Raw genomic sequence first — 26,865 nt, forward strand, 5'->3', positions numbered from 1 at the left:
TCGTGCTGGTTAGCGATTGGCCAATGGTTTGGCGGCTTTTTGTACCTGGTCCCACACCCGCAGGAAGTTGCCGCCCCACAGTTTGGCAATATCGGCTTCGGAGTAGCCGCGCTGGATCAATTCGGCGGTGACGTTGCGTACTTCGCCAACGTTCTCCCAGCCCTGCAAACCGCCGCCGTCGTTGAAGTCCGAGGCGATGCCGACGTGATCGATGCCGATCTTGCGCACGGTGTAGTCGATGGCGTCTCCCAGGTCCTTGAGGGTGGCCTTGGGTTCTTCTTCAAGGATGGCGTACAGCGCGCTGGCATACTCGCCGAAGCGTTGCTCGGGCCAGGCGGCAATGATTGCATCGCCGGGCATCAAGGCCATGGCCAGGTTGGGCAGTGGTGGCAGGTCGAAGCGTGCGCGCAGGGTGTTGAGCTTGTCCTGGGTCGGCTGGCTCAAGGGGCGCAGGTACGCGGGGAAGCCCACCACCTGCACCACGCCGCCGCTGTTCTTGATCAGTTGCAGTTCTTTGTCGCTGAGGTTGCGCGGGATATCCACCGACGCCCGAGGCGCCGAGTGGGATGCCACCATCGGCGTGCGGCTCAACTGCGCGACTTGCTCCAGGGCCTTGGTCGACATTTGCGATACATCGATGATCACGCCCAGGTCATTCAGGCGATGCACCGCCTGCTGGCCGATCGGCGACAGGCCTTCAAGGGCGTCGGGGGAGTCATTGAAAAACGGTAGTGGGCGCGACGAGTCGGACCAGGCGTTATTGCCGATGTAGCTGAACCCGAACATGCGCATGCCGCGTGCGGCCCACAGGTCCAGCTGGTTGAGGTCGTTGCCCAGCGGGTAGGCGTTGAGCATACTGATAAAGATCGCGAACTTGCCTTCGCCGTGCAGGCGCCGCATATCGTCCGGGGTGTAGGCGATGCCCACCTGGTTGGGAAAGTCGCGCACCATGCCGGAGATGATCTTGTAGCGCACCTCCTGCTCGTGGCGGGCCTCTTCGACAAAACCGTCGGTGGGCTTGTGCGGGGCGTTGTCGCCGTTCCAGATCTCCGGCCAGCCGAAGATCGTCAGTGCGGCACCCGACAATCGGCCCCGCGCCGCCTTGGCCAGGTCGAACTGGCCGCTGCCATCCTTGTCGGCTTCATTGCCCGCCGTGCCGAAATCCAGGGGCAGGGTGATGTGGCTGTCGAACGACAACAGGCGATCCTGCATTTCATTGGCCTGCTTTATCACCTCCAGCGGGTAGCCGGCGTTGCCCTTGAACCATTGGTCCCAGACCAGAAAGCCGGCCCCGGCGCCGATAGCCAGGGCCAACGGCAGGCCGATATACAACGCCTTTTTCGAACGTGATTTTGTCATTGCCATCTCAGTCAGTTGCGGCCTTTGCTATCAGGGAAGAACGAGCACTGGCGGGGGAAATTTAGGCAGCGCTGGCGCGACGGTAAATTTCAGCGGGCTGCAAACGTTCTAGCTCTGATCAAGCCGTTTCCTAAGGTAGCCAATGACAATCTCTCGACGTGGGTTCATCGCAGGCCTGGCGCTGACCGGCGCGGCCGTGCCGGCGGCCTTTTATGCCCATCGCGAGCTGACGCGGGAAGAAGAATTCCCCATCACCCCCGGCGAAGCCACGGTGGACCTGGCCGACACCCAGGGCCAGCACCTGGCGAACACCCTGCGCGGCGTCTGGAGCCTGCGCCTGGCAGGGCGCGATGCCGGCCTTGCGGGTTTGCCGTTGCACGGCCTGGAGCTGCTGCTCGACATCGCCCCTCGTGGCCGTGGGCTGCGGGGTTACCTGGATACCGCCGAGAACCTGCGCGCCGACGGCGAGCCACGCTATCGAGTCTTGGGCGACCTGCTGACGGGCGAGGGCGCCGTGCTCTATTGGCGGTTGATCGACCGCGACTCAGTCGGCGGTGTGCCGGCCTATGAGTTCAAGATGACCCTGGATGAAGTCTGGGCCGACTTCGGCAATGCCGGCAGCGCCACGCTCAGCGGGCAAATCCTCGACCTCGAGCGGCCCCTGGCGTTGACCGAGCGCGACAACCGTTTCATTGCGCACAAACAGCTGTTCCCCGAGGCACGGCAACGCATCGGTCTGAATCCCACCTTGCTGGCCTGGCTGATTTCTCCCGAACACCGCCTGTTTCACCAACTGTGGCACGCCACGCGTGACCAGTGGCACAAGCTCTCCGAAGAAAAACGCGAGGCCCTGCGTGGCATCGGCTGGCAACCGGGGCCCCGTGGTCAGGAGCGCGATGCCCGCGGCAAACGCAAGGATCGCAATGGCTCGGGCATCGACTTCTTCTTCATGCACCGGCATATGCTCGGTACTGCGCGCTCCATGCAAGACCTGCCGTCGTGGCCGCAATTCCCCGCGCCGCAACCGGCGCTGGAGCGTGATCGCCTGGGCTTTGTGCGCTACTTCGACAACCACGACGGCTTCGCGCTGCCGCCCTGTTGGTCGGCGCCGGACGACGCCGACTACACCCAGTGGGTCAGCGATATCAAGGCGGCCGAGACCTACCACAGCAACTTCCAGGTCTGGGAATCCCAATACCGCGACCCGCGCTACCTGGCCAGGATGACCCTGGGCCAGTTGGGCTCGGAGATGGAACTGGGCCTGCACGACTGGCTGCACATGCGCTGGGCCTCGGTGCCCCGTGACCCGTCCAACGGCGCACCTGTGCCGTTCGCCCGTGACCCAGCAGACTTCTCGGCACGCTGGTATGCGCCGGAGAATGACTTCCTTGGCGATCCGTTTTCATCCCACGTCAATCCGGTGTTCTGGCACTTCCACGGCTGGATTGATGACCGTATCGAAGACTGGTTCCGCGCCCACGAGCGTTTCAACCCGGGCGAAGTGCGTCGCCTTGAAGTCAACGGTGTGGCCTGGTTTGCGCCGGGCCGTTGGGTTGAAGTGGGCGACCCCTGGCTGGGCCCGGACACCCACGGTTGCAGCACCACGCCGGGCTTGCAGCAGGGTCGCTCGATGGAAATGGACCCGGAAATCATGAAACTGGCCCTGCGTATTACCTTCGGCGCCGATGAGGACCTGCTCAAGGGCTTGTTCAAACGCGTACCGCGGCGGCCTTGGTACGCGCGGCATTTGAAGGTCACGCCCAAGCTTTAAACGCCATTGGCAGCGTCCTGTTCCAGCTTTATCTCCGCTCTATACAGGCCGCTGACACTTAGAGGGCTACCCGTCTTGCTCATCAGGTACAACTCGTTGAAGTCGGACACGGTGTAACCATCAGCCCTTCTGAGCGGCTGGAACAAGTGGCTGGTCTGCCCACTATTGAGCGCGCGTTCCATGCCGCTGCGCATAGACGCCTCATTGGGGAATTTGGCGAGCCCGAGGTTGGGATCGTAAAAGAACCAGGTTTTTTGGCCATCCACGACTTTCACTCCGGCCGTGACGCCGTGCTTTGGATTGCTGATGAGCAAGGCTTTGGACGTGGTGGCCTTTGCCAAGTCCGCGATGATCATCTCGTGCGTGGCGTTGTGGGTCAGTTGCCCGGAATGAAAGTCGTCTCTGAGCGTGTTTTGATACCTCTCCAGGCTGTTGCGGAATGCTTCCGTGTTGGGGTGCTTGGGGTGCGCCATACTGATGAAGAAGTTTTTGATCAGCGTGTCTTGCTTGTCATCGAGAATAGCCAATGCCATGGCATTGGACAGCGCGGCACAATCGCCATCGGATGCCAGGTTGACCTGACTCAGGTAATAGCCTTGCGGCATGGAGACGACTGTTGCGCCGGCAGCGGTCATGTCGTCACTGAATTTTTTGCTGAACGCAAGGCTAGTCTCAATCGTCTGATTTTGCAGGTGCTTGAACAGCGCCCCGACTTCTGCAGGGTTTAGCCCAGGGGTCAATATCAACTCGCGCAATTGATGCTTTTTCATCGTCGGTGAGAAACCCTCGATCCCCGCAGGGTTGCCCCTGGCAAGCGCCTCTTCAAACTGCATTTGTTGGGCGGTTGGGAGGTTGCCGGGCGATAAATTCCTGGGCGGAATGAGCGTTTCGTAGAGTGCTTTGACTCTGCCTGGCAGTGCCTCCAGTTCGTCAATGCGCCTGGACAAGCTGCCCAGTACGCTGGGTGAAGCCGTGGAATCCGTGGCCAGTTTTTTCAATTGTGTGACCCCCAGATCCGGGGAGTAACCAGCAAGGCTGGTCGGGTCGACCGTACTGTACCCCTGATGGAACGCAGCCCCACCTGCGGCGGTTGACCTGGCGTCGGCAACGGCATCGTTGAAGGCTTCCGGTATGGGTTTTGTCGGGTTGAACCAGCTCGTGATCCACTCGTCGAAGGTGCCTTTGATCTCACCCTGGGTTGCCAGCAGCTTAGGGGTGAAGTCCTTGATCGGTGCGCCGTAGGGTTGGCGGGTGATGGGGTCGTAGTGATGCCACTGATTGTTTTTGTATACCGCCACACTTTCAAGGGTGCGCCCGCTGGCTTTGACCGAACCCAGCAAAGCGCTGCCATGTTCCTGGCTGATAGTTTTCAACCAATCATGGCTTTTATCCGTGGCACGTATGTTGGCAAGCCACGCCGTGGTCCTGTTCAGCCCTTTGCTGATCAGGTTTGTACCGCCAACGGCCAGGTCAGCCAACCCGTCCAAAGGGTTGAAGTTGCTCAATGTGACCATGCCGATGACTTTGCCGGTCCGTGCGACTTTGGTCACAAGGGATGCGGCGCTTGCAGCAACGTTGGTCAGTTTGCCGATGGTAGCCGCGCCGGCTGTCAGAAAGCCGAATACATCCAGGGCCAAGTCAAACCCGCCCTCAAGAGTGTTGCCTTTTTTAAAGTTTTCAATTGCCGAGCGGAAAGGAATCAAATTCATGAAGAAATCGTTCACCTGATTGGCTTTCTCATTGGCCAGGTCCTGGGTTGTTTGGCCTCTGGCGTATTTCTCTATGTCCGGGTCGTCGAGATTGAAATGCTCGACGAAGGCATCGGCGATGTGTTGAGTGCGCGTGGTGGCAAAACTATCCATAGCTGCGCCAGTCGTGCGTTCGCTTGCGTGGCTGGCACTGACGCTCGTGGGTACGAACACGTTGGTCTTGAGCTCCACATTTCCAGCATCCCTGGACTCGCGCTCTTTAACCGCCCACCTTTCAACGGGCACGATTGCGCCTTGGGTAAGGTCAATACAGTAGCCAGTGGTTTGGCCGTTACGTTCAATTTTTACCAGCAGGTTTTTTTCATAGACGGGGTTGGACTTGCTCCAGAAGCCCAACTCAGTGGAGGAGTTTCGATAATACGTAATTTTGCCGTACTCGAAGTTCTTGCGGTCTTCCAGGGGCAATTGAGCGATCAGGTGTTTGACGGTCGTGCCAAGGGCGACTTTTTTCTGCTTGATCGTTTCCTCAAAGCGCTTTTCGAAGTTGCCGCTCACATCAAACCGGTAGCGGGCGTTCAGGTCTTTTATCGGTACACGTTTGTCCGCCGATTCAAACAGGTAGGGCAATCTCAGATCCATCATTGCGATGTCCAGCATCGAGTGACGGCCATAGAGCCATGTATGAGCCTTGTTCTGCCCTGTGCGCGGCGTGTTGGTGGTCTTTATCAGCTTTTGTCTGAACAGATCGCCCAGATCGCCATATCGTTCTACCAGCACGGCCATGGCCATTTTTTCGCGAGTAGGGAGTTCCATATCCAGTGCTCGGGACGCGGCGAGCATGTCCTGCTGGCGTTGTGTGAAGGTGGTTTTCAGGCTTTCGAGTTCCTGCAGGCTGTATTGCGTGTCGTCCTTGCGTGCAATCACGTTATGGCAAACCCCCCAATCTACCAGTGCGGCCGTGCGCGCTCGCTCAGCCGCCTCAGGTTGCGCCAGCCTGGCACGTTCACCTTCCTGCATCACCTGGACGTAGGTCATGTTCGGGACTTTTCCCGGCGTACCGGCTTCAATGGCTGCCGCAGCAATCACCAGGTTCAGCCAGGCGGGGCTGCCAGGCCTTACAGTGGCTGGGATGTCCTTGATCAGATAGACAGGCGCTTTCCTGGCCAGTAATGCATACGCGCCGACTTTGGACAGCGCAGGGCTGATCCTGGCGCTGTCGATCAGGTACTTGCTCAATGCATCCAGGACCGAGGAAGCAGGTTTACCCCAGTGGTTCTCGTGCGCCAGATCGAATCCCGCCACTTTATGGCGGTGAGGTGCGGTGATGGATTCTGGGTCCAATTGCAGGTGAATGGCGGCCATCAGGTAGTCCGTGGCGCTGTTGGCCGTGGCAATACCGCCGGACTGCTCCTGCAGGTATTTGCCCAGCGTTTGCCCAGCGGCACCGTTAAGCAAGGCCTCCAGCGCCTGGGCGGGATCACTGTGTACCTCAGTGGGCAGTGGGTGCTCGGCCAGCAAAGCCTCCAGAGCGTTCTGGTAATCTGACCTCATGGAGATAATGCGCAGTCGACTCTGTTCAGCCTGGCTCAGGGGAGTTGACCATGACAACGCTCCACCAAAATCCCCCAGTGGTTGCGCCAGGGCTTGCTGTTTTACCGTATTTATCAGCTCAATCAGCGAAAGCTTGGTGGTCGGTATCGACCAACCCTTGGCCCTGATAAAGCTCTCCAGTGTCGCCCCTTCACTGGGGCGCATAGGAAACGATGAGTCAGGATGAATATCCAGTGGTGCTCTTAAGGTGACAAGTATTGCTTGAGGCGTGGTGTTTACATCCAATTGTGGCGCGATGGCTGCGAGTTTCGTTGCCAGCAGCTGCAGGTCATGCCTGTCGCCGAACCCTTGCTTAAAGGTTTTCGGCGCAATGGCACGCTTCTCGGAGTCGACGGCAGGGAAGGTGGTTGCCGGTTCGATTGCGGGTGCCTGGTGGGGCGGCCTATCAGGCTTGGGGGTATGGAAGGGTCTGTTGTACCAGTGTGATTCGGCGTGTGTAGTCGGGTTGAGCATGGATGGCGGACCTGTAAGTCGAATAGCAAATAGGCAAGTTTCCTAAGGTGTACGCTTGAGCTTCAGACGCCGAGTTGGGTGAAGGAAAGGGGCGCCAGGGTTCCCCTCCGGCAGAGAATGGAGTGTGACTAATAGCGACACGCGGTCGAATTACCCCCTATGGGCTAAACAGCCTTCACGCTTGCTCTTGTTCCCGTAATTGCACACTCATCTGATCGCAACTGCGCGCCCAGTCACTGAGCCATTGGGGCATAGGTGGCGACGTTTCTTCCAGACCCAGTTCGCGCACGAAATCCGACGGCGGCACGTTGCCCTTGGCGCCGCGGAACACTCCACGGATCACCACCACGCCGATTACTCGGCCATGGCTGACGAAGCGGTGCTCCATCAGGCTCCACTTGTGGTCCCAGCCGAGCATTCGGGTGTGCACTTCAAATACCTCGAACAGTTTCAACTCGCGACGAAACTTGCCCCAGGTATCGCCCACGATCGGCACTGCCTTGTGGCGCAGCGCCACGCGAAAGGCACCCGTGCGCAGCACAAAATCCATGCGCGCCACATCTGCCAGGGTGAAATAGCGACCATTGGTGACATGCCGGTTCAGATCCAGGTCCAACGGCCAAACCCTCATGCGCACCACCGTAGTGGCCAGGCCGTGGACCGGTTTGCGCCAGGGGCGGCGCAACAGCATGTGCAGTAATCGAAACCAGAGATTCATGAAAAGACGCCAGACAGTTGAACAATGACCGCACTGTAAAGGTGAGGAATCGGATAAGGTAGGTGCGCAAATGACTTATTTCATGCGAAAAGCGCAAACTGGTTTTTAAATGCACATTACCTTGCTTCTGGCTGACCGATGTTCCGCTGCCAATGCCACCCTCGCCATGGAAGTACTCAGTGCGGCCAACCTGTTTGCGGATAGCCCGTGCTTTGAGGTGGTGCTGGCTTCCCTGGATGGGCAGGCGGTGGTGACATGGGGCGGCCAGCGCCTGGAGGTGGATTGCAGCGTGGCGCAGGTGGCCCGGACCGACCTGGTATTGATCCCAGGCTTTCTGTTTACCCTCAAGGAAGTCTTGCCGACGTTTGCCGCTTACGGCCCTTGGTTGCGTGAGCAGCACGGTCGTGGCGCAGTGCTGGCCTCGATGTGCACGGCCGCGTTTCTCTTGGCCGAAACGGGCCTGTTGCAGGGCTTGCGCGCCACCACCCATTGGGCGTTTACCGAGTTCTTCCGTCGTCGCTATGCCCAGGTCTGCCTGGATGAGGGGCAGATCCTCTGCGAAGAAAACCGCTTGATTACCTGCGGTGGCGCCACGGCGGCGATGGATTTGATGCTGCACCTGATCCGCCGCTTCGGCTCTGCGGAACTGGCTTATACCTGCGGCAAATATTTGCTGATCGATACCGGGCGCACCGAACAGTCGGTGTATGCCATGTGGTCGTTGCCCAAAAGCCACGGGGATAGCGAGATTCTGCGCGTACAGCACTGGTTGGAGCAGCACTTTACCGAGTCATTGGTGATCGACGAGGTGGCCCGGCGCTTCGGCTTTGGCGTGCGTAATTTCAAGCGCCGCTTCAAGGACGCCACCGGTCATACGCCAATCGGCTACCTGCAAACTCTGCGTCTGGAACGGGCCAAGCAGATGCTTGAGTCAACGCGCATGACGCTCGACAGCATTACCTATGCCGTTGGCTATGAAGACAGCAATTCGTTTCGACGCCTGTTTCAGCAGCGGGTGGGTATGTTGCCGGCGGCGTATCGCAAGAAATTCCTGATCGTCCAGGGCTGACCCAAATGTGGAAGGGGCGGTGCGACGATTCGACTTCCCCCGGAGGCGACCTGACAGCCGAGCAAATCGCAGACGAAAAAAAAACGGCTGATCAGGCCGGTTTGGGGGCTCCCGCAAACAGCGCGGGGTTATACGTGGGAGCTCAGCAGACGCTCGGCACCACCTTCGGCCAAGCCACGTTCCTGCAAGCGGTCAGCACCACCTTCGGCCAAGCCACGTTCCTGCAAGCGGTCAGCACCACCTTCGGCCAAGCCACGTTCCTGCAAGCGGTCAGCACCACCTTCGGCCAGGCCACGTTCCTGCAAGCGATCCGCGCCACCTTCGGCGACACGAGTTTCCATCAGGCGGTCGGCACCGCCTTCGGCGACTACCGGGTGGGCAAACGCGTTTGCAGCGAGTACCGAGAAAGCGAGGCTAAGCAGGATTTGGCGTTTCATGATGGTGTGCTCCGAGTGCTTTGGTTGGGTGCCGTTTGGCATGGGTTTGATGTTACGCGCTGCATGTTTTAAGAGAACTTCATTGCGCTGATGGTGACTATCGATGCCAGCGATGGTCCCGCTTACGGGGCCATCACTGTGGCCGTCATGGCATCTGCGGCAGTTCGTTGGGGCGCAGGTCAAACACCAGCACCTCGGCGTCTTCGCCATGGCTCAGGCGGATCTGGCGCTCGTCGCGCACTCGCACACCGTCGCCTTCCTGCAAGCGCTGACCATTGAGTTCAACGCTGCCGCGTGCCACATGGACGTAGGCGTAGCGATCCGGTGCCAGCTCCAGGCGGGTACTTTCGTCAGCGTCGAACAGCCCGGCATACACCCGTGCGTCCTGGCGCACTTTCAGCGAACCGTTGGCGCCGTCCGGCGAGATGATCAACTGCAAGCGCCCACGTTTTTGCGCTTCACTGAAGTGCTCCTGCTGATAGCGTGGCTTGGCGCCGGCTTCGTTGGGCACGATCCAGATTTGCAGGAAATGCACACCAAGGCGCTGGCTGTGGTTGAACTCGCTGTGGGCCACGCCGCTGCCGGCGCTCATCAGTTGCACATCGCCGGGGCGAATCACCGAACCGGTGCCCAGGGTGTCCTTGTGCTCCAGTGCGCCTTCAAGCACATAGGAGAAGATCTCCATGTCGCGGTGGGGGTGCTGGCCGAAGCCTTTACCCGCGGCGACACGGTCATCATTGATCACCAGCAGGTCGGAAAACCCCTGCTCCTTGGGGTTCCAGTAGTTGGCGAAAGAGAAGGTGTGGAACGACTTCAACCAACCGTGATTGGCGGCGCCGCGTTCGGAAGCTTTGCGAAGGGTCAGCATGGTCCAGTCCTCAAGTGAGCGCAGGCTGCGAGATGCAGGGCGCTTGCGTTGAGAAGAAGGTTAATGGTTAACAAGCGATTGATTAAGAAGGTGGAAATAGAATAACTGTCAACCTCAAGTTGACAGTAAAAGTCGTGCCATAATGCCCGTCGCACTTCTTCTCGATGGACATTTCCCGCTTATGAAAACCGTGGCCATGGCGCTGTTTCCGGACTTCCTGCTGCTCGACATGGCCGGGCCGCTTGAAGTGTTTTCGATTGCCAACCGCTACCTGCCGGCGGCCGATCACTACCAGATCCTGACCATTGGCACTGAGCCTGGTCCGTTGCGGGCATCCAATGGTGTGGTGGTCCAGACCGATCTGCTGTTGGAACAGGCCCAGGCGGCTTATGACCTGCTGCTGGTGCCGGGTGGCCCAGGTGCCTATAACGAATGCCATCCCGCGTTGCTGCCTTGGCTGAAGGCCGCCGCGCCGCGTGCCCGGCGTTTCGGCTCGATCTGCACCGGGGCCTTTGTGCTCGGCCATGCAGGTTTGCTCGACGCGCACCGCGTGACCACCCACTGGCACTACACCGAGCGCTTGATCAAGGCTTTTCCCAAGGCCATCGTCGAGACAGACCGCATCTACTTGCAGGACGGGCGCCTGATTACCTCCGGCGGCGTCACTGCGGGTATCGACCTGGCCCTGTCGGTGGTTGCCCAGGACCATGGCAAGCAAGTGGCGGTGGACGTGGCCAAAGTCTTGCTGGTGGTGATGAAGCGCCAGGGTGGCCAGGCCCAGTTCAGCCCCATGACGGCTGCGGTAGCGCCCCAGGAAACCGCGATCACCCGCGTGCAGAACCACGTGCTGGCGCATCTTGAGCAGCCGTTTACCATCGAGTCCATGGCCGAACTGGCCGGCATGAGTGCACGCCATTTTGCGCGACTGTTCGCCAAGGACGTGCAGATGACGCCCATGGCGTTCTTGCAGGGCGCGCGCATCGACCGTGCCCGGCAACTGCTGGAAACCACCGACCTGCCGCTCAAGACCGTGGCGTTTCACGCAGGCTTCGGCAGCGTGCGGCATATGCGCTTTCTGTTCAGTGAAAAACTGGGCCTGAACCCGACCCAATACCGACAACAGTTCAGTTAACGACACAATGTCCGTCTGAGGCACTCGATTGTCCGTATCGCTCCCCGTGCCAGCATTGTCCTGTCATCGCTAGCTGGCAAGATAGGGCCGAGCCCATGGAAAAGGATGCGCAGGCACTCAAGCACGGGTGTTTCAGCGCAGTTACGGACATGCAAGATTCTGCGACGCTGAGCTTCGGCCCCTACACCTTTCATCGGCACCAGCGCCTGGTCAGCAAGTCTGGCTGGCCGGTGCCGTTGGGTGGGCGTGCGTTGGATATTCTTGCGGTACTGCTGGAAGTGCCGGGGCACTTCATCAGCAAGGCCACCTTGATCGAACGGGTCTGGCCCAACAGCGTCGTCGAAGACAATAACCTGCGCGTGCATATTGCCGCGTTGCGTCGGGCGCTGGACGGACAACGCCTGATCCTCAATCACCCCCAGCGTGGTTATTGCTTCGTCGGCCCCGTGCAAGCCACTGTGCCGACGCTGCCGGCTGCGCATAACCTGGCTGCCCGGCTCAGCCCGGTGTTCGGTCGCGAAGAGCTGGTGAGCCTGCTGGCGCGGCGCTTGTCCGGGCAACGCTTGCTCACCCTCACCGGTGTGGCCGGCGTCGGCAAAAGTACGCTGGCCCTGGTCCTGGCCGAGCGCGTGTTGCCGCGCTATCGCGACGGGGTGTGGTGGCTCGACCTGACCCAGGTGCAAACCCTTGGCGAACTGCTTGCCAGCGTTGCCACGGTCATGCAGTTCAAGCCCACTGACAGCCTCGATGAGGTGTCTCGCCAGTTGGCCTCGCACCAACTGCTACTGGTGCTCGACGGTGCCGACCTGTTGCTCGGCGCCTGTCGAAAGCTGGTGCGCGCACTGCGCGAAAGAGCGCCCGAGGTGAGTATCCTGATCAGCAGCCGCGAACCCTTGCTGGCGCCCGGCGAGTGGGTGTTGCGTGTACCTGCGCTGGCACTGCCTTCACCGTCGGCGTGCCGTAGTGTCGAGCAGGCCATGGAGTGTGCAGCGGTGCAGCTGTTTGTCGCCCGCGCCCGCGCCAGTCAGCAGGATTTTGTATTGCGGCCGCAGGACCTGGCGCCGTTGCGCGATATTTGTCGACGCCTGGACGGTATCCCATTGGCCCTCGAACTGGCGGCCGCCCAGGTCGATGCGCTGGGCATCGGCGCAGTGCAGCAGCAGTTGCGCAGCGGCCTGCAGGGGCTGACGCGCGGTCGCCGCACAGCGGTAGAGCACCATCGCTCATTGACCGCTGCCCTGGATTGGAGCTACGCGCGTCTGAGCCTGCCGCAGTGCTGGCTGTTCTTGCAGTTGGGCTTGTTCAAGATGGCGGTGAGCTTGCCCACGTTGAGTGAGATGGTACGCGGTACCGAGCTTGAGCACGCCGACCTGACTTATCTGTTGGCGCGTCTGGTCAATACCTCGCTGCTGGTCATCGAGCCTGGGCTTGGCCCGCGGCGCTACCGGTTGCTCAACTGCGTGCGCAGCTATGCTTTGGCGCAACTGCGTGATCCGAGCCAGGTGCAGCGGTTGCAGCAAGGTTATGGAGACTGCCTGGATGTGTTTTCAGGCCGGCCGTTTGTCTTGCAACTGGTCGAGCAGGCCGCGCACGCGCATTAAGTCCTGGGTGGCGAAGCCTTCGGTAAATTGCGCGTGGATCGGGCTCAGCAGGTTCCTGGCAGCCAGGCTGCGCCCTTGCTGTTGCCACAGTTGCGCCAGGGAGTGCGCACATCGCAGCTCCCAGGCGAGCGCGCCTTGCTGGCGCGCCAGGCCAAGGGCCTGGAGCAAGAGGTCTTCAGCGACGCGCATATCACCTTGACGCGCCAACTGTTCGGCGCGCACCCGCAGGATTTCCGTGGCGCACCAGCCGGCAGCGCCACTGCGTGCCCTTTCGACGGCGGCCGCGTCGGCTTCACGGGAGCCGAGTGTGATCAAGGTATCCTCGATCAGTCCCAAACCCTGCAAATGGTTGTCACCCAGGATGCCGGCGTAATGCCCGGCCCAGGTCTGGAACAGTTGCACTGAATGCTTGTGGGATTGCTCCAGCAGCAGCGTTTGCAACGCGTGTGCGTCGTCTTCGGCGCCGTTGTAGCGGGCGATTACCACGCCGGCCAACGCCAGGGTGTAGCAGATCGACGTGCCGTGATTGATCTGCAGTGCCAGTTCCAGTGCCTGGCTGGCCGTGCGCCAGGCGCGCTCGGGAAAGCCCTGTAGCCACAGGATCCTCGCCAGGACGGTCAGGGATGCGACGTTCTGGTCGTATTGCACGCCAACGCCATGGGCGAAGCGGTTCACGTGGCCGCTGTGGGTCATGCGCTGCAGCACCTGCTCGGCATGGTGACGAGCAAGCGGCTGATTGCCCATGTAGTGCTGGCCCAGCGCGCGCAAGCGTTGGACGCTGAGGTCCAGCAGCGGTTCGGTGCGCGGGTCGAGGCGCTCGAACTGTACGCTTTGCTCCAGCGCCTCGGCATAGCGTCCGGCACACAGGTTCACGGCCATATGGCCTGAGACCGCACGCAACTGGCCGGCCAGGTCCTGATTCATTTCGGCCAGGCGTGCGGCACCCACGAAGGCTGCGACGGTCTGGGGCGCGGGGCCCAAGGCATGGTACGAGAGACTGCCCAAGGCCAACTGCAATTGCAGGGTCAATTGGGTGCAAGGGGCCTTGACCTGATCAATCAGCGCCAGCGCCTTGTGCACATAACCGCCGTGCTCGCGCAGTAACGACAGCTCCTGCCACAGCGGCATCGCACTGACCGTCAGGCGAATGGCCAACAGGTGCTCGTTTTCCTCGGTAAAGCTCCAGTCGAGTGCGGCGCGCACGTCCTCGCGCAGCGGTGCGTAACGGTCGATCCAGGGCTGCGTGGCGATCAGTTCCCAGTCGCCTTGCGCCTGTTCCATCAGCGCCAGGCACCTGGCGGCGTGGCGTTCGCGAGTGGCGTGCAGCTCGCCGGCCTGGCTGAGCTTTTCCAGGGCATAGGTGCGGGTAATATCCAGCAGGCGATAAACCACCTCGTCATCGCTGGCTTCCACATTCAACAGCGACTTGGCCACCAGTTGCGTGATGGAGCCCAGCACCTGGGCCGGGGCAATGTTTTCCCCGGCGATCACCGCCGCCGCGCTGACCAGGCTGAAACCACCGCGAAACACCGCGAGCCGGCGCAGGCAGATTTTTTCGCATTCGGTGAGCAAATCAAAACTCCAGTCGAGCGTAGCTCGCAGGGTTTGCTGGCGGGGCAGGGCACTGCGTCGCCCGCGGGTCAGCAGACGGAAGTTGTCCTCCATCTGCACCAGCAGCCCCTGCAAGCCAAAGCGTTCGATCTGCGCGGCGACCAGTTCGATCGCCAGGGGAATGCCGTCCAGGCGCTGACAAATATCGATTGCCAACGGCAGTTCGGCTTCGCTGAGGGCAAAGCTGTCCTGATGAGACATCGCCCGCTCGATCAGCAACTGCATGGCCGGGTAACCCAGGGCCTGGGCACGGTTGCCGGTGGCGGGCGGGCAGGCCAGCGGTTCGAGGCGTTGTACATGTTCACCCTCGGCGCGCAGGGCTTCGCGGCTGGTGCTGAGAATGTGCAGGTGCGGCGCATGGCGCAACAGGGTTTCGCTGATCAGGGCAATGTCGTCGAGCAGGTGTTCGCAATTATCGATCACCAGCAGCATCTGACGCGCCTGCAGGCTGCGGGCGAAGCTGACCAGTGGCGCATTTTCGCCGGGAGTGAGGCCGAGCAGGGCGGCAAGATTGGGCAGGATCATCGACGCGGCGCTCAGCGGCGCCAGGTCCAGTAGATGAATCCCATCGCGGTAATGCCCGATCAGCAATTCGGCGACACGCAGGGCCACGGTGGTCTTGCCGATGCCACCGGCGCCGGTCAGGGTGATGAAGCGTTGCTGCGGCAGTTGCTGCACCAGCGCGTCGATCAGGGCCTGGCGGCCGATCATTCGCGTGCGTCGCAGCGGCAGGTTATGGCGCGGGCGCTGGGGGGCGCCGTCGGTGGGTAGCGTCATCGGTTCGATGCTCAGTGGCGCAACAAAGCTGTAGCCGCGCTGGGCGACTGTGACGATATAGCGCTGCCCGGCCTGGCCGTCACCCAGCGCCTTGCGCAACGCCGCCATGTGTACCCGCAGGTTGCCGTCTTCCACCACGCTGGTGGGCCAGACCCGCGCGATCAGCTCCTGCTTGCTCACCACATTGCCGGCCTGCTCCAGCAGGATCAGCAGGATATCCACCGCCCGCCGCCCCAGGCGCAACGGGCGACCAGCCTCCAGCACCAAGCGCTGGCGCGGGTGGATGCAGTAGGGGCCGAAGTGCACGGCCTGGTCGCTCAGGTCTGTCATGGTTGCCCAGGTTCTGGAGTAGGGGTTGGGCCAGCATATTCCAGCTGCGTCAAGACCACTAGGCGGCGATCACGGCAGGCTTGGAGCGCGAGTGGTGATTTCGCCAGGTCATCGGGTTCACGCCTTCGCTGCGCGTGAACATATGGCAGAAGTGCGCCTGGTCGCAGAATCCACATTCCAGGCTGATTTGCGTGAGGCTCAGGGACGAACCGGTGATCAATTCCTTGGCCCGCAGAATCCGCTGCTGGCGAATCCATTCCTGGGGCGACACCCCGGTGGTGCATTTGAAGGCGCGGGAGAAATGGCTGCGCGACAAGGCGCAGGCCTGGGCCAGGTCGGCGATGGCCAGGCTTTCGCCGAGGTTGGCGAGGATCAATTGCTTTGCGATGCGCTCGCGCCGGGGGCACAGGCCACCGGTGGCGGACAAACGAGGGGCATATTGCTCAAGTCGGGCCATGACAAATATCCGCAGTCGATGGGAGCGTTCCCGTGAATGGATGCAGTGTAGACGCGGCTTATCTTGTTGCCGAGCCGCCTGGCTGACGAGTTAATCGTTGTTAATTTCGCCAGGTGCCGTCGCATAAAAGACAGCACGGCTATGCAATCGCAGGCGTGCGGGACATGCTTTGCTTGCCCTCTGCAAATTGTCTGGATACCGCCATGAACCGCAACGACCTGCGTCGCGTCGATATGAACCTGCTGGTGATTTTCGAGGCCCTGATGTTCGAAAAAAACCTGACCCGGGTTGCCGAGAAGCTCTTCATGGGCCAACCGGCGGTCAGCGCGGCGCTGGGCCGTCTGCGCGATTTGTTCGACGACCCGTTGTTGCTGCGCAACGGTCGCGGTATGGAGCCCACGCCACGGGCGGTGGCAATACTCAAGGAGCTGCAACCGGCCATGGACACCATCTCCGGCGCCGTCAGCCGCGCCAAGGATTTCGACCCTTCCACCAGTTGCGCGGTGTTTCGCATTGGCCTGTCCGATGACGCCGAGTTCGGGCTGTTTCCCGCGTTGCTCAGCCAACTGCGCGAAGAGGCCCCGGGCATCATCGTGGTGGTGCGCCGGGCCAATTACCTGTTGATGTCATCGCTGCTGGCCAGCGGTGAAATTTCGGTCGGGGTGAGCTACACCACCGAACTGCCGGCCAATGCCAAGCGCAAGAAACTGCGGGATATTCCCTGCAAGGTGTTGCGCGGGGATGACGGTGAGGCGCCGCTGAGCCTGGATGACTACTGCGCCAGGCCCCATGCGATGGTGTCATTCTCGGGTGACCTGAGCGGCAATATCGACCTGGACCTGGCGCGCATCGGCCGCTCGCGGCGGGTGGTGCTGGCGGTGCCGCAGTTCAGCGGGTTGCGCGCGTTGCTGGCGGGAACGCAGATCATCGCGACCGTGCCGGACTACGCAGCGTGCGCGTTGACCGAAGGCACCCGCTTGCGGGCCGAGGATCCGCCGTTTGCGATTGATGCGGCGGAACTGTCGATGGTCTGGAGCGGGGTGCATGACAATGATCCGGCGGAGCGCTGGCTACGCGGGCGGATTGCCGAGCATATGGCGGCGAACTGAATGCCAAGTGACTGTCGGTGATCTCCTCCCACAGAAACCCAGACAGCACATACATCCAATTCCCAGTACCCCCGGCCCGGCAAACTCCTCCCATCGCTCAATCCTGCGGGGGAGTCACCCAATCATGGACCCAACACCTAAAACCAGCTCTGACGAAGTCGTCACGCTGGTCGTCAAGCACCGGGTCAAGCCCGGCCGTGAAACCGAGTACGAAGCCTGGCTACGCCGCATCGTGCGTATCGCTGGCGAACGCCCCGGCCACCTGGGCGTCGACGTGGTGCGCAGCCAGCAAAACGGCACGGCCCTGTTCACCTGCGTATTGCGCTATAGCTCCACCGATGCCCTGGAACTGTGGCTCGACTCTCCACAACGCCAGGCCCTGATCGACGAAGCCGCGCCGATGCTGGCTGACGGCGACCAGACTGAAATCGGCGGCGCCAATGAGTTCTGGTTCGCCCCTCAGGCCGACGGCGCCGCCAAGCCACCGCGCTGGAAGCAGGCGGTGGTGAGCCTGTTTGTGATCCTGCCGCAAACCTTGCTGCTGCCCATTATCTGGGGGCCGATCCTGCGGCTGCATCCGTTTTTGTCCAACTACGTGGTTTCGACCTTTTTGGTCACCCTCACCATCGTGCTGTTGGTGGTGTACCTGCTGATGCCGGCAGCCACCCGCTTGTTCGCTCCCTGGCTTGAAGCCTCTGTAAAGGAAACCCTATGAACGCCGATCTGATTCTGTTCAATGGCCAGTTCCACACCGTGGACCGGGAAAACCCACGCGCCAGCGCCGTCGCCATTCGCGACGGGCGCTTCGTCGCTGTCGGCACTGACGGCGAGGCCATGGCCCTGCGCGGCAGTGGCACCCAGGTGATCGACCTCAAGGGCCGTACCGTCATCCCCGGGCTCAACGACTCGCACCTGCACCTGATCCGTGGCGGGCTGAACTACAACCTCGAACTGCGCTGGGAGGGCGTGCCGTCCCTGGCCGATGCCTTGCGCATGCTCAAGGACCAGGCCGATCGCACGCCCACACCGCAATGGGTACGCGTGGTCGGCGGCTGGAACGAATTCCAGTTCGCCGAAAAACGTATGCCCACCCTGGAAGAACTCAACCAGGCCGCGCCGGATACCCCGGTGTTCGTGCTGCACCTGTACGACCGCGCCTTGCTCAACCGTGCGGCGCTGCGCGTGGCCGGCTACACCAAGGACACGCCGAACCCACCGGGCGGCGAGATCGTACGTGACAGCAACGGCAACCCCACCGGGATGCTGGTGGCGCGGCCCAACGCGATGATTTTGTATTCGACCTTGGCCAAAGGCCCAAAACTGCCGCTGGAATACCAGGTCAACTCCACCCGCCAATTCATGCGCGAACTCAATCGCCTGGGCCTGACCAGCGCTATCGATGCCGGCGGTGGTTTCCAGAACTACCCGGACGATTACGCGGTGATCGAGCAACTGGCCAAGGACCAGCAGTTGACGGTGCGCATCGCCTACAACCTGTTCACCCAAAAGCCCAAGGAAGAACTCAGCGACTTCAAGAACTGGACCGGCAGCGTGACCCTGCATCAGGGCGACGACTACCTGCGCCACAACGGTGCCGGGGAGATGCTGGTGTTCTCCGCTGCGGACTTCGAAGACTTCCTCGAACCACGTCCGGACCTGCCGCTGACCATGGAACAGGAACTGGAACCGGTGGTGCGCCACCTGGTGGAACAGCGCTGGCCGTTCCGCCTGCACGCCACTTACGACGAATCCATCTCGCGTATGCTCGACGTGTTCGAGAAGGTCAACCGTGACATTCCGTTCAATGGCCTGCCGTGGTTCTTCGACCACGCCGAAACCATCACCCCGAAAAACATCGAACGGGTGCGCGCCCTCGGCGGTGGTATTGCGATCCAGGACCGCATGGCGTTCCAGGGTGAGTACTTTGTCGAGCGCTATGGCGCCAAGGCCGCCGAAGCCACGCCACCGATCAAGCGCATGTTGGCCGAAGGCGTGCCGGTAGGGGCGGGCACCGATGCCACGCGGGTCTCCAGCTATAACCCCTGGACCTCGTTGTACTGGATGGTCAGCGGGCGCACGGTCGGCGGCCTGGAGCTGCATGCCGAGGGCTTGCCGCGCCTTACCGCGCTGGAGTTGTTTACCCACGGCAGCGCCTGGTTCTCGTCCGAGCAGGGCAAGAAAGGCCAGATCAAGGTCGGTCAGTTGGCCGATGTCGCAGCGCTGTCGGCGGACTTTTTCAGTGTCGATGAAGAGGCCATCAAGTGGATCGAGTCGGTACTCACCGTGGTCGGCGGCAAGGTCGTCTACGGCACTGGCGACTTCGAAGATTACGCACCGCCGCGCGTGCCGGTGCTGCCGGACTGGTCGCCGGTGGCCAAGGTGCCGGGGCACTGGCGCCCGACTTCGCCGATGCAGGCGCAGGTACATCAGTGCAGCGGCCCGTGCGGCGTGCACGCCCACAGCCATGAAAAAGCCCGTCTTTCCAGCGTGCCGGTCAGCGACTTCCAGGGCTTCTGGGGTGCGTTTGGCTGCTCATGCTTTGCCTTTTAATCCAGAAACCCAAGGAGTTACCCCATGACTTACAAGCGCTTGAACAAAGATGACGCCGTTGTCCTGCTGGTCGATCACCAGACCGGTCTGATCTCCCTGGTGCAGGATTTTTCCCCCAACGAATTCAAGAACAACGTGCTGGCCCTGGCCGATGTAGCCAAGTTCTTCAACCTGCCGACCATCCTGACCACCAGCTTTGAAAGCGGCCCCAACGGCCCACTGGTTCCGGAACTCAAGGCACTGTTCCCGGACGCGCCGTACATCGCTCGCCCTGGCCAGATCAACGCCTGGGACAACGAAGAGTTCGTCAAGGCCGTCAAGGCCACGGGCCGCAAGCAGATCATCATTGCCGGTGTGGTGACGGATGTGTGCGTTGCCTTCCCGACCCTGTGCGCCCTGGCCGAAGGCTTCGAGGTGTTTGTGGTCACTGACGCCTCCGGCACCTTCAACGAGACCGTGCAACAAGCTGCCTGGGCACGTATGACCGCCGCCGGTGCGCAACTGGTGAACTGGTTCTCGGTGGCCTGCGAGCTGCAAGTGGACTGGCGCAACGACATGGAAGGCCTGGCCAACCTGCTGTCGCCGCGCATCCCCAACTACCGCAACCTGATGAACAGCTACTCGGCGTTTACTGCCAAGTAAGCGGATCTGCCAGGTGTAAGTAATCCCCTGTGGGAGGGTAATGCTTTTGCAGGAGCGAGCTTGCTCGCGAAAAACTGATAGGCGCCGCGTTCATTCAGGAAACACGCGTTATCGTTGACGTTTTTCGCGAGCAAGCTCGCTCCTACGGGGGAGCGTTGGGGCAAGCCTCCTCCCACATCAGGTTTGTGGTGTGCCTCTGAACCCGCTATAAAACAGCCCATCGTCCACCGAGTAGCGACAATGAACCCCTTCGAAGACATGCGCCTGTTCTGTCAGGTCATGGAGTCCGGCAGTTTCACCGCCGCCGCCGAGCAACTGGGCCTGTCCAAGCAATTTGTCAGCCGCCGCCTGATCCAGCTGGAAGAACGCCTGGGCGTGCGCCTGCTCAATCGCTCCACGCGGCGCCTGGATGTCACGCCGCTGGGCCAGAGTTACTACGAATCCGCCTTGCGCCTGCTCAGTGATGTCGAGCAGGTGGAGCAGGGCATTGCCGGGCAGAACAGCGAACCGCGCGGCACGATTCGCCTCAGTGCGCCGCTTTCGTTTGCCATGGCGCACTTGGGTTGCCTGCTGCCGCTGTTCCTGCAGCGCTATCCCGACGTGTCGGTGGAGGTAGATCTCAGCGACCGCCCGGTAGACCTGATCGGCGAAGGCTACGACTTGGTGCTGCGGATCGGCACCCTGGAAGACTCCACCTTGATCGCCCGTCGTATCGCCAGCATCCCGAGGGTGTATTGCGCCAGCCCCGATTACCTGGCTTTGCGCGGCACGCCGCAAAAACCTGACGACCTTGCCGACCACGATTGCCTGCCCTACGGTCACGGCCGCCAGGTGCAATGGCGCTTCAAGGGCAAGCTGCAAGCGCTGAATGTGAGCGGGCGCATGCGGGTCAACAACGGCGATTTGCTGCGTGACACCGCCATTGCCGGGCTGGGGGTTACCTACCTGCCGACGTTCATAGTCGGCGAGGCATTGAAGGACGGTCGCCTGGTCAGCGTATTGGACGAGTTCGCGCCCGAAGCCCTGACGTTGTCGGCGGTGTACCCCCAGCACCGGCAGAGTTCACGGCCGGTACAGGCGTTGGTCGAGTTCCTGCGTGAACGCCTGGCTGGCGGCTGCTGATACGTGTGGGAGCAGGCAGGCCAGCTCCTGTAATTTGAATAGCGTCAGGCGTTTGCTACGTTGGTTAATTCAAGGCCTGCCACATACCGCTCCAGATTCGCCAGGAACGTATCCGCAATCTCCTCCTTGCTGTTGGTAGAAATCGCCGACGTATGCGGCGACAACCGCACCCTGGGATGGGTATACAGCGGATGCCCGTCCGGCAATGGCTCTGGCTCGGTCACGTCGAGCGATGCCAGCCCGATCTGCCCGTTATCCAGCGCCTCCAGCAGCGCCTCCTGATCCAGCAAGCCACCGCGTGCGATGTTGATCAGGTGCAGCCCCGGCTTGGCGCTGCCTAGTACGTCACGGTTGATAACGTGCCGCGTTGCCTCGGTCAGTGGTGCCGCCACCACCAGATGGTCGGCGCGGGCGAACAGGTCGTGGATGTCAGTGGCGGCCTCCACGCCGGCGCTGAACGGAGCCTGGCTCTGACGCAGCGCGATCACCTTGAGACCAAGGCCCAGGGCTTTTTGCGCCAGGCTTTCGCCAATCGCCCCAAAGCCAAAGATACCCAGGGTGGTCCCTTTGAGCGGGCGCAGGGCGGTGAAATTCCACTGCGAGTCTTTCACCCAGATGTCCGGCAGGTGTTTGGCGGCGGCAAAGATTGCTGCCAGGGCGAATTCGGCCAGGTTGTCGGCCGCGCTGCCCCGGGACGTGCTCACAGGCGGGCCGTTGAACAGCCACTGCGGGTAAAAGTCGATGCCCGATGACACCAGGTGCACCCATTGCGCGCCGTACGGCCAGCCCGGTGGGGGCGTGTCGGGGGCGATATAGCCGCGCACATTGATCGGGCGCAACAGCAGGATATTGGCCTGGGGTGGCAGGTCGTTCGGCGCACCCACCGGCACACCGATCACCTGAGCTTGGGGGTGCAGCGGCGCCAGTCGTTCGCGAATGACCTGGTTGAAGTCTTCGTCCAACTGGCTGGCAATTATCACGTGGCTCATGGGCGCTCCTTCTGGTGTTGGGTGAACACGGCTCTGCCGACACCTTGCAGCACGGCGTCGTTTTGTGGGGTATGCACGCGGCTGCACAGCACATCGCGGTAATGCCGTTGCAGTGGGCTATGGCGTGACAAGCCTGGGTTGCCCGAGGCTTCGATGGCCAGCTCGACGGCGCGGATCGCGTTACCGGTCACCAGGTATTTCAATTGTGCGGCGTTGGCGGCCGGCGTGTGGCCTTCGGCGGCAGCCTCAAGCAGGCTGCGATTGGCGAACAGCAAGGTGTCGATATGGCCGACGGTTTCCTGAAAGCGCGGCAAAGTGGACAGCGCAGCCCCCAGGTTGGATGGCTTGCGCTCTTGCAACCAGTTCACCAACCAGTCCCGCGCCGCCTGGGCCACCGCGTCGTAAACCGACGACAGCAGCACTGACATCCACAGCAAGCCTTCGCCATCCAGTTCCGGCTGCGGCGCGCTAAAGGGGCTGACGCTGACGGCGTGGTCCAGTGGCACCAGTACGTTGTCGAGCACCACCTCGTGGCTGCAAGTGGCGCGCATACCCAGGTGATCCCAGGTGTCGATGATGCTCACGCCGGGGCTGTCCTTGGCCACCAGCCAGGCGCCCACCAGCGGGTCTGCGTCGTCGCTGCGCGCCCATACGCTGAACCAGCTCAAGCCATGGCTGCCGGTGGAGTAGAGTTTGCGCCCGCTGATACGCCAGCCGTCAACGGTGCGCACGGCGGTGGTGGCGGGTAAACCGCCACGGGCCGGTGTGCCCAGGTCCGGCTCGACGCGCAGGGCATTGATCAGCGCACCGTTGCGCACCGCGTCCTCGGCGACGCGTACGCGCAGGTGCCGGGGCCAGGTTTTGCTGTCTTGCAGGCGGGCGTGTTGCAGGTACTGCATCACCAGGATCAGCGCCGTGGAGGGCTCGCCCTTGGCGACGGCGCTGATGGCCTTGCGCGCCTGGGCCAGGCTGGCACCGCCGCCGCCGAGGGCGCTGGGGACGGTGAGGGCGACCAGGCCGTGTTGGTGCAACAGGTTGAAGTTGGCGTGGGGGAAGGCGCCGCTTTCGTCATAGGCATGAGCGGTCCCGGCCAGTTCGGCGCTGAGGCGGGTGAGCGTGGTGTCGAAATCGACGACGTCTACAGCGCGTAGAGACGAGTGAGTCATCAGCATGTACTCGGTCAAGTGTGGGAGGGGGTCTGGGCCGGGGCTCGCACTGCATCCCTCTTTAGCGCGAGGCTTGGTCGAGGGTGGCACGCTTGGCGTTAAAGCTTGGATCGAAGCCCTGGGAGACATCGATGCGGTTGGGCAGCAGCCCCTCTTTTACATACGTGTCGGCGGTGGCTTGCAGGCCGCTGATCACCGCGTCGTCAATCGCGACCGGCGACAGGTGAGTGTCCTTGGCCACTTCGATATGCACGGCCAGCGGCAAGCCGGTGATCCTGGCCTGGGCGGCGGCATACTCATCGGGGTGGGCGTTGGCCCAGGCGTAGGCGCGGTCAACCCGTGCGACAAAGTCGTCCAGTTGCGCGCGCTTGTCGGCAATGGCCTGGCCGGTCGCAGCGAAGTACAGATGATTGCTCAGCAGGTGTTTACCGCTGACCAGCACGCGAGCGTTGCTCTGTGAGGTGACCACGGTGGTGTACGGGTCCCAGGTGGCCCAGGCGTCTGCAGTGCCGTTGTCCAGCACCAGCCGCGACTCGGCAGGCAGCAGGAATATGAACTGCACATCCTGAGTGCTCAGGCCCGCATCGTTCAGGGCCCTGATCGCCAGGTAATGCCCGATGGAGCCGCGCCCGGTGACGATTTTCTTGCCTTTGAGATCGGCCGCGGTCTTGATCGGCGAGTCCTTGGGCACCAGCAGTGCGGTGGTGTTACGCCCTTGTGCATGGATGATGCTGATCACTTTGAGCGACGCGCCGGCGCCCAGAGCGAACACATAAGGAGCGTCACCAAGCGCGCCGACATCCACGGCGCCGGCATTCAGCGCTTCGCCCAAGGGCGAGGCCGAGGGGAATTCCGACCACTTGATTTCGTAGGGCACGTTGCGGGTTTCGCCAGAGGCTTGCAGCAGCGCCTTGATCGTGGATTTCTGGTTGGCCACGCGCAGCGGTTGCAGGTCGGCAGCCTGTACGCTGGACAGCAGGCCGAGGGCCAGGGCGGCGCCCAGTAGCAGGTGTTTGAAAGGGATGGCGTACAGCATGGGACACACTCCAGGCGTTGGATAAGGGGGATACCTCCACCTGGAGAAGGGGTCGGATAGGCGAAAACGATGCAGCAGCAGCTCAGATCACGTAGAAACCATGGGTGCCGTCGCGGGCCAGTTGCTCGACCAGGCCGAACTCCCAATCCAGGTAAGCCTGCATGGCTTCCCGTGGATTGTCGGTGCCTTCGTAGGGGCGACGGTAGCGATCGATACGCGGTGAGGCGAGGTGGGTTTCGCCTTCCTCCAGGGGCAGTTGCGCGGCGATCCAGGCGGCAGTGCCGTCCTGCAACACGAACACCTGCTGGCCGGTCAGCGCTTGTACCTCGGCCACCGCCAGGCGCGCCAATTGGCTGCTGCCGCAGGTCAATACGTAGCGCTGGGCACGCGGCACCTTGGCCAGGGCCTGAGGCAGTTGCGCACGCAGCACCCACCAGGCACCGGGTATATGGCGTTTGACGTAATTGGCGCTCGCGGTGAAGTCCAGCACCACGGTGTCACCATGGCCCAGCCAGTCGGCGAGGGTGTGCGGGCTGATCAGTTCGGCCTGGGGTGGCGCAGGCACTGGCGCGACCCACCCGCCGCGTTCGCTGAAGTGCTCGGCTTGCAGGTCATCCAGCACATGCACTTGCCAACCCAACTGAGCCAGCCAGGAGGCGGACATATTGGCACGCACGCCGTCGTCATCGACCAGCACCAGGCGCGCACCGCGTACGCTGGCGACGTGGTCGGTTTCCTGCACCAGTTGCCCGCCGGGTGTGGCGCGGGCACCGGGCAGGTGCCCGGCTTCGAATTCTTCCGGGGTGCGCACATCGAACAGGTAGGTGGTGCGCGTCGTGTCCTGCTGCCAGTGGTGTAGCTCGTCAAGGGTGGCGCGGCCGACGCGGGCCTTGTCGGCAACGCGGCGTGCAGCCTCGGCGCCGAGCTGGCGATGTTCCTCTGGCGTTGGCGCGAAGCGGCGGGCTTGGTTGTGGGCAAGTGTTTGCCCGGCCAGGGTCCAGCCGATGGTGCCGTTGCGTAGCGCCGCAACCGGGTTGGGAAGGCCGGCATTGATCAACGACTGGGTACCGATAATGCTGCGGGTGCGCCCGGCGCAGTTGACGATAATGCGCGTGGCCGGGTCTGGCGCCAGTTCGCGGGCGCGCAAGACCAGCTCCGCACCCGGCACGCTGATACCGGTGGGAATACTCATGGTCTGGTATTCGTCGAAACGGCGGGCATCGAGCACCACCACATCGGCCTGGCTGTCGAGCAGGGCCTGGACTTCTTCGGCGGCCAGGGACGGCGTGTGGCGCTGGCTTTCGACCAGCTCGCCAAAGGCTTTGCTCGGCACGTTGACGTCGATAAACAGCTCGCCACCCGCGCGGCGCCACCCGTCCAGTCCCCCCTCAAGCAGGCTGACCTGGGTGTAGCCCAGCTCAAGTAGACGTTCGGCAGCGCGGCTGGCCAGCCCTTCACCGTTGTCATACAGGGTGACCTGGGTATCGCGGCGTGGAATGCGTGCGTACACCTCCAGTTCCAGCTTGGACAGCGGGATATTGGCGGCGAACAACGGGTGGGACTCGGCAAACGGCGCCTCTTCACGCACGTCGATCAACGCCAGCTCCTCACGGTCCAACAGGGCCTGGCGAATCTGGGCAAAGCTGCGGGTCGATACGGTGATCATAGGGCAGGGCTCTTTTCTTTGGACAGGTCCCAGATGTTCGGGAGCGAGGCGTTGGAATAACCGGAGATAAACAATTTTTCGCTGCCGTCGGGCTGGTACACCGCACGGCGTACCGCACCGATATTGGCGCCGTATACATGGATGCTGATGGACACCTGATCGCGGTGGGCATTGCTGACCTGATGGATATCGCCGATCTTGGGCGATACCGCCTCGACCTGGCCCGGCAGCAGCTGGACGGGTGAGCCTTGCGCCACCAGGCTGCCGTCGGGCGCACGTGCAAAGCCCTGGGAAAACTCAGCGCCCCGCAACATGCCGATCAGCCCCCACACCCGATGGTCATGAATCGGCGTGCTTTGCCCTGGCCCCCACACAAAACTGACCAGGCTGAAACGCTGGCGCGAATCGGCATGCAGCAAAAATTGCTGATAGCGCTCGGGATCGGGCTGGGCGAACTCGTCGGGGAGCCAGTCATCATGGCTGACCAGTTGCGCCAGCAGCTTGCCGCCGCGGTGCAGCAGGTCACCTTCACGTGGGTTGGCGTCGATCAATTCCGCCAGGGCGCCTATGAAGGCTCTGAGTCTTTCGGGGTGTCGGGCCTGGGGCATGACCATTCCATCGTGCTGTTGTGATGGGTTTATATAAGCATAATGTTTATAGTTAATATGCTATTTTTTAATGA

21 protein-coding genes are annotated in these 26,865 nt (G+C 62.0%); 9 read left to right on the forward strand and 12 right to left on the reverse strand.

What is annotated here, in order from left to right; translation table 11 throughout:
- Positions 1–9: 9 nt before the first annotated feature.
- Positions 10–1,359: a pyoverdine-tailoring dipeptidase-like protein PvdM gene (pvdM, locus tag PSEBG33_RS15225; protein ID WP_005787645.1), complete on the reverse strand. Its 1,350-nt coding sequence runs from the start codon at positions 1,357–1,359 to the stop codon at positions 10–12.
- 142 nt (positions 1,360–1,501) lie between these two features.
- Between pvdM and PSEBG33_RS15220 the strand changes: the two genes are divergently transcribed.
- Positions 1,502–3,130, forward strand: coding sequence for a hypothetical protein (locus PSEBG33_RS15220; protein WP_005787647.1), 1,629 nt, complete (start codon positions 1,502–1,504; stop codon positions 3,128–3,130).
- Here PSEBG33_RS15220 and PSEBG33_RS15215 read toward each other — a convergent pair.
- Complete coding sequence (locus PSEBG33_RS15215) at positions 3,127–6,903, reverse strand: hypothetical protein (RefSeq protein ID WP_005787648.1); 3,777 nt, start codon at positions 6,901–6,903, stop codon at positions 3,127–3,129. The two genes, PSEBG33_RS15220 and PSEBG33_RS15215, sit on opposite strands and share 4 nt — an antisense overlap.
- Before the next feature lie 175 nt (positions 6,904–7,078).
- The gene (locus PSEBG33_RS15210) at positions 7,079–7,621 is read right to left on the reverse strand and encodes an acyl-CoA thioesterase (RefSeq protein WP_005787650.1); all 543 of its coding nucleotides are present in this window, start codon (positions 7,619–7,621) and stop codon (positions 7,079–7,081) included.
- A gap of 109 nt (positions 7,622–7,730) precedes the next feature.
- Between PSEBG33_RS15210 and PSEBG33_RS15205 the strand changes: the two genes are divergently transcribed.
- Entirely contained in the window at positions 7,731–8,690 is a 960-nt protein-coding gene (locus PSEBG33_RS15205; RefSeq protein ID WP_005787652.1) for a GlxA family transcriptional regulator, read from the forward strand.
- Positions 8,691–8,818: 128 nt separating this feature from the next.
- Here the strand turns inward: PSEBG33_RS15205 and PSEBG33_RS27350 are convergent, their stop codons facing one another.
- Together PSEBG33_RS27350 and PSEBG33_RS15200 are read right to left on the reverse strand one after the other, a co-directional pair.
- Positions 8,819–9,127, reverse strand: coding sequence for a hypothetical protein (locus tag PSEBG33_RS27350; RefSeq protein ID WP_032803487.1), 309 nt, complete (start codon positions 9,125–9,127; stop codon positions 8,819–8,821).
- Positions 9,128–9,272: 145 nt separating this feature from the next.
- A complete protein-coding gene (locus tag PSEBG33_RS15200) occupies positions 9,273–9,995 on the reverse strand; it encodes a pirin family protein (RefSeq protein ID WP_005787654.1) in 723 nt (240 codons plus the stop codon).
- A 181-nt stretch (positions 9,996–10,176) separates the two neighbouring features.
- Here PSEBG33_RS15200 and PSEBG33_RS15195 point away from each other — a divergent pair, with 181 nt between their 5' ends.
- Positions 10,177–11,127 carry a GlxA family transcriptional regulator gene (locus tag PSEBG33_RS15195; protein ID WP_005787655.1) on the forward strand — a complete coding sequence of 317 codons (951 nt, stop codon included), beginning with the start codon at positions 10,177–10,179 and terminating at the stop codon, positions 11,125–11,127.
- Positions 11,128–11,222: 95 nt separating this feature from the next.
- Positions 11,223–12,728, forward strand: coding sequence for a winged helix-turn-helix domain-containing protein (locus PSEBG33_RS15190; RefSeq protein ID WP_005787657.1), 1,506 nt, complete (start codon positions 11,223–11,225; stop codon positions 12,726–12,728).
- Here PSEBG33_RS15190 and PSEBG33_RS15185 read toward each other — a convergent pair.
- Complete coding sequence (locus PSEBG33_RS15185) at positions 12,675–15,446, reverse strand: ATP-binding protein (RefSeq protein ID WP_005787658.1); 2,772 nt, start codon at positions 15,444–15,446, stop codon at positions 12,675–12,677. The genes PSEBG33_RS15190 and PSEBG33_RS15185 overlap by 54 nt on opposite strands.
- A gap of 58 nt (positions 15,447–15,504) precedes the next feature.
- Entirely contained in the window at positions 15,505–15,903 is a 399-nt protein-coding gene (locus PSEBG33_RS15180; protein ID WP_005787660.1) for a helix-turn-helix domain-containing protein, read from the reverse strand.
- Between the two features lie 203 nt (positions 15,904–16,106).
- Between PSEBG33_RS15180 and PSEBG33_RS15175 the strand changes: the two genes are divergently transcribed.
- From PSEBG33_RS15175 to PSEBG33_RS15155, 5 genes are all read left to right on the forward strand, one after another.
- The gene (locus PSEBG33_RS15175; RefSeq protein WP_005787661.1) at positions 16,107–17,012 is read left to right on the forward strand and encodes a LysR family transcriptional regulator; all 906 of its coding nucleotides are present in this window, start codon (positions 16,107–16,109) and stop codon (positions 17,010–17,012) included.
- Positions 17,013–17,136: 124 nt separating this feature from the next.
- Positions 17,137–17,727 (forward strand): antibiotic biosynthesis monooxygenase, encoded by a 591-nt coding sequence (locus tag PSEBG33_RS15170; RefSeq protein ID WP_005787663.1) that lies wholly within the window; start codon positions 17,137–17,139, stop codon positions 17,725–17,727.
- Entirely contained in the window at positions 17,724–19,562 is a 1,839-nt protein-coding gene (locus tag PSEBG33_RS15165; RefSeq protein WP_005787664.1) for an amidohydrolase, read from the forward strand. The genes PSEBG33_RS15170 and PSEBG33_RS15165 overlap by 4 nt, the downstream gene beginning before the upstream one ends.
- A gap of 24 nt (positions 19,563–19,586) precedes the next feature.
- A complete protein-coding gene (gene ycaC, locus PSEBG33_RS15160) occupies positions 19,587–20,204 on the forward strand; it encodes an isochorismate family cysteine hydrolase YcaC (protein WP_005787666.1) in 618 nt (205 codons plus the stop codon).
- A 240-nt stretch (positions 20,205–20,444) separates the two neighbouring features.
- Positions 20,445–21,326, forward strand: a complete 882-nt coding sequence (locus PSEBG33_RS15155; protein ID WP_005787668.1) for a LysR family transcriptional regulator — start codon at positions 20,445–20,447, stop codon at positions 21,324–21,326.
- A gap of 44 nt (positions 21,327–21,370) precedes the next feature.
- Here PSEBG33_RS15155 and PSEBG33_RS15150 read toward each other — a convergent pair whose 3' ends face one another.
- The 5 genes from PSEBG33_RS15150 to PSEBG33_RS15130 all read right to left on the reverse strand — a co-directional run bounded on the left by PSEBG33_RS15150 (position 21,371) and on the right by PSEBG33_RS15130 (position 26,791).
- A complete protein-coding gene (locus tag PSEBG33_RS15150; protein ID WP_005787669.1) occupies positions 21,371–22,315 on the reverse strand; it encodes a D-isomer specific 2-hydroxyacid dehydrogenase family protein in 945 nt (314 codons plus the stop codon).
- Complete coding sequence (locus tag PSEBG33_RS15145) at positions 22,312–23,481, reverse strand: acyl-CoA dehydrogenase family protein (RefSeq protein WP_032803858.1); 1,170 nt, start codon at positions 23,479–23,481, stop codon at positions 22,312–22,314. Before PSEBG33_RS15145 ends, PSEBG33_RS15150 begins: the two co-directional genes overlap by 4 nt.
- A gap of 61 nt (positions 23,482–23,542) precedes the next feature.
- On the reverse strand, positions 23,543–24,517 hold the full coding sequence (locus PSEBG33_RS15140; RefSeq protein WP_005787673.1) for an ABC transporter substrate-binding protein: 975 nt from the start codon (positions 24,515–24,517) through the stop codon (positions 23,543–23,545).
- Positions 24,518–24,599: 82 nt separating this feature from the next.
- Positions 24,600–26,183, reverse strand: a complete 1,584-nt coding sequence (locus tag PSEBG33_RS15135) for a rhodanese-related sulfurtransferase (RefSeq protein ID WP_005787675.1) — start codon at positions 26,181–26,183, stop codon at positions 24,600–24,602.
- Positions 26,180–26,791 (reverse strand): cysteine dioxygenase, encoded by a 612-nt coding sequence (locus PSEBG33_RS15130; protein WP_005787676.1) that lies wholly within the window; start codon positions 26,789–26,791, stop codon positions 26,180–26,182. The genes PSEBG33_RS15135 and PSEBG33_RS15130 overlap by 4 nt, the downstream gene beginning before the upstream one ends.
- Between the last annotated feature and the right edge of the window lie 74 nt (positions 26,792–26,865).

The sequence above is a fragment of the Pseudomonas synxantha BG33R genome (assembly GCF_000263715.2).
Lineage (GTDB): Bacteria > Pseudomonadota > Gammaproteobacteria > Pseudomonadales > Pseudomonadaceae > Aquipseudomonas > Aquipseudomonas synxantha_A.

Coding starts and splice junctions, on each gene's coding strand:
- pvdM (WP_005787645.1), bottom strand. CDS start 1,359: ATGACAAAATCACGTTCGAAAAAGGCGTTGTATATCGGCCTGCCGTTG.
- PSEBG33_RS15220 (WP_005787647.1), top strand. CDS start 1,502: ATGACAATCTCTCGACGTGGGTTCATCGCAGGCCTGGCGCTGACCGGC.
- PSEBG33_RS15215 (WP_005787648.1), bottom strand. CDS start 6,903: ATGCTCAACCCGACTACACACGCCGAATCACACTGGTACAACAGACCC.
- PSEBG33_RS15210 (WP_005787650.1), bottom strand. CDS start 7,621: ATGAATCTCTGGTTTCGATTACTGCACATGCTGTTGCGCCGCCCCTGG.
- PSEBG33_RS15205 (WP_005787652.1), top strand. CDS start 7,731: ATGCACATTACCTTGCTTCTGGCTGACCGATGTTCCGCTGCCAATGCC.
- PSEBG33_RS27350 (WP_032803487.1), bottom strand. CDS start 9,127: ATGAAACGCCAAATCCTGCTTAGCCTCGCTTTCTCGGTACTCGCTGCA.
- PSEBG33_RS15200 (WP_005787654.1), bottom strand. CDS start 9,995: ATGCTGACCCTTCGCAAAGCTTCCGAACGCGGCGCCGCCAATCACGGT.
- PSEBG33_RS15195 (WP_005787655.1), top strand. CDS start 10,177: ATGAAAACCGTGGCCATGGCGCTGTTTCCGGACTTCCTGCTGCTCGAC.
- PSEBG33_RS15190 (WP_005787657.1), top strand. CDS start 11,223: ATGGAAAAGGATGCGCAGGCACTCAAGCACGGGTGTTTCAGCGCAGTT.
- PSEBG33_RS15185 (WP_005787658.1), bottom strand. CDS start 15,446: ATGACAGACCTGAGCGACCAGGCCGTGCACTTCGGCCCCTACTGCATC.
- PSEBG33_RS15180 (WP_005787660.1), bottom strand. CDS start 15,903: ATGGCCCGACTTGAGCAATATGCCCCTCGTTTGTCCGCCACCGGTGGC.
- PSEBG33_RS15175 (WP_005787661.1), top strand. CDS start 16,107: ATGAACCGCAACGACCTGCGTCGCGTCGATATGAACCTGCTGGTGATT.
- PSEBG33_RS15170 (WP_005787663.1), top strand. CDS start 17,137: ATGGACCCAACACCTAAAACCAGCTCTGACGAAGTCGTCACGCTGGTC.
- PSEBG33_RS15165 (WP_005787664.1), top strand. CDS start 17,724: ATGAACGCCGATCTGATTCTGTTCAATGGCCAGTTCCACACCGTGGAC.
- ycaC (WP_005787666.1), top strand. CDS start 19,587: ATGACTTACAAGCGCTTGAACAAAGATGACGCCGTTGTCCTGCTGGTC.
- PSEBG33_RS15155 (WP_005787668.1), top strand. CDS start 20,445: ATGAACCCCTTCGAAGACATGCGCCTGTTCTGTCAGGTCATGGAGTCC.
- PSEBG33_RS15150 (WP_005787669.1), bottom strand. CDS start 22,315: ATGAGCCACGTGATAATTGCCAGCCAGTTGGACGAAGACTTCAACCAG.
- PSEBG33_RS15145 (WP_032803858.1), bottom strand. CDS start 23,481: ATGACTCACTCGTCTCTACGCGCTGTAGACGTCGTCGATTTCGACACC.
- PSEBG33_RS15140 (WP_005787673.1), bottom strand. CDS start 24,517: ATGCTGTACGCCATCCCTTTCAAACACCTGCTACTGGGCGCCGCCCTG.
- PSEBG33_RS15135 (WP_005787675.1), bottom strand. CDS start 26,183: ATGATCACCGTATCGACCCGCAGCTTTGCCCAGATTCGCCAGGCCCTG.
- PSEBG33_RS15130 (WP_005787676.1), bottom strand. CDS start 26,791: ATGCCCCAGGCCCGACACCCCGAAAGACTCAGAGCCTTCATAGGCGCC.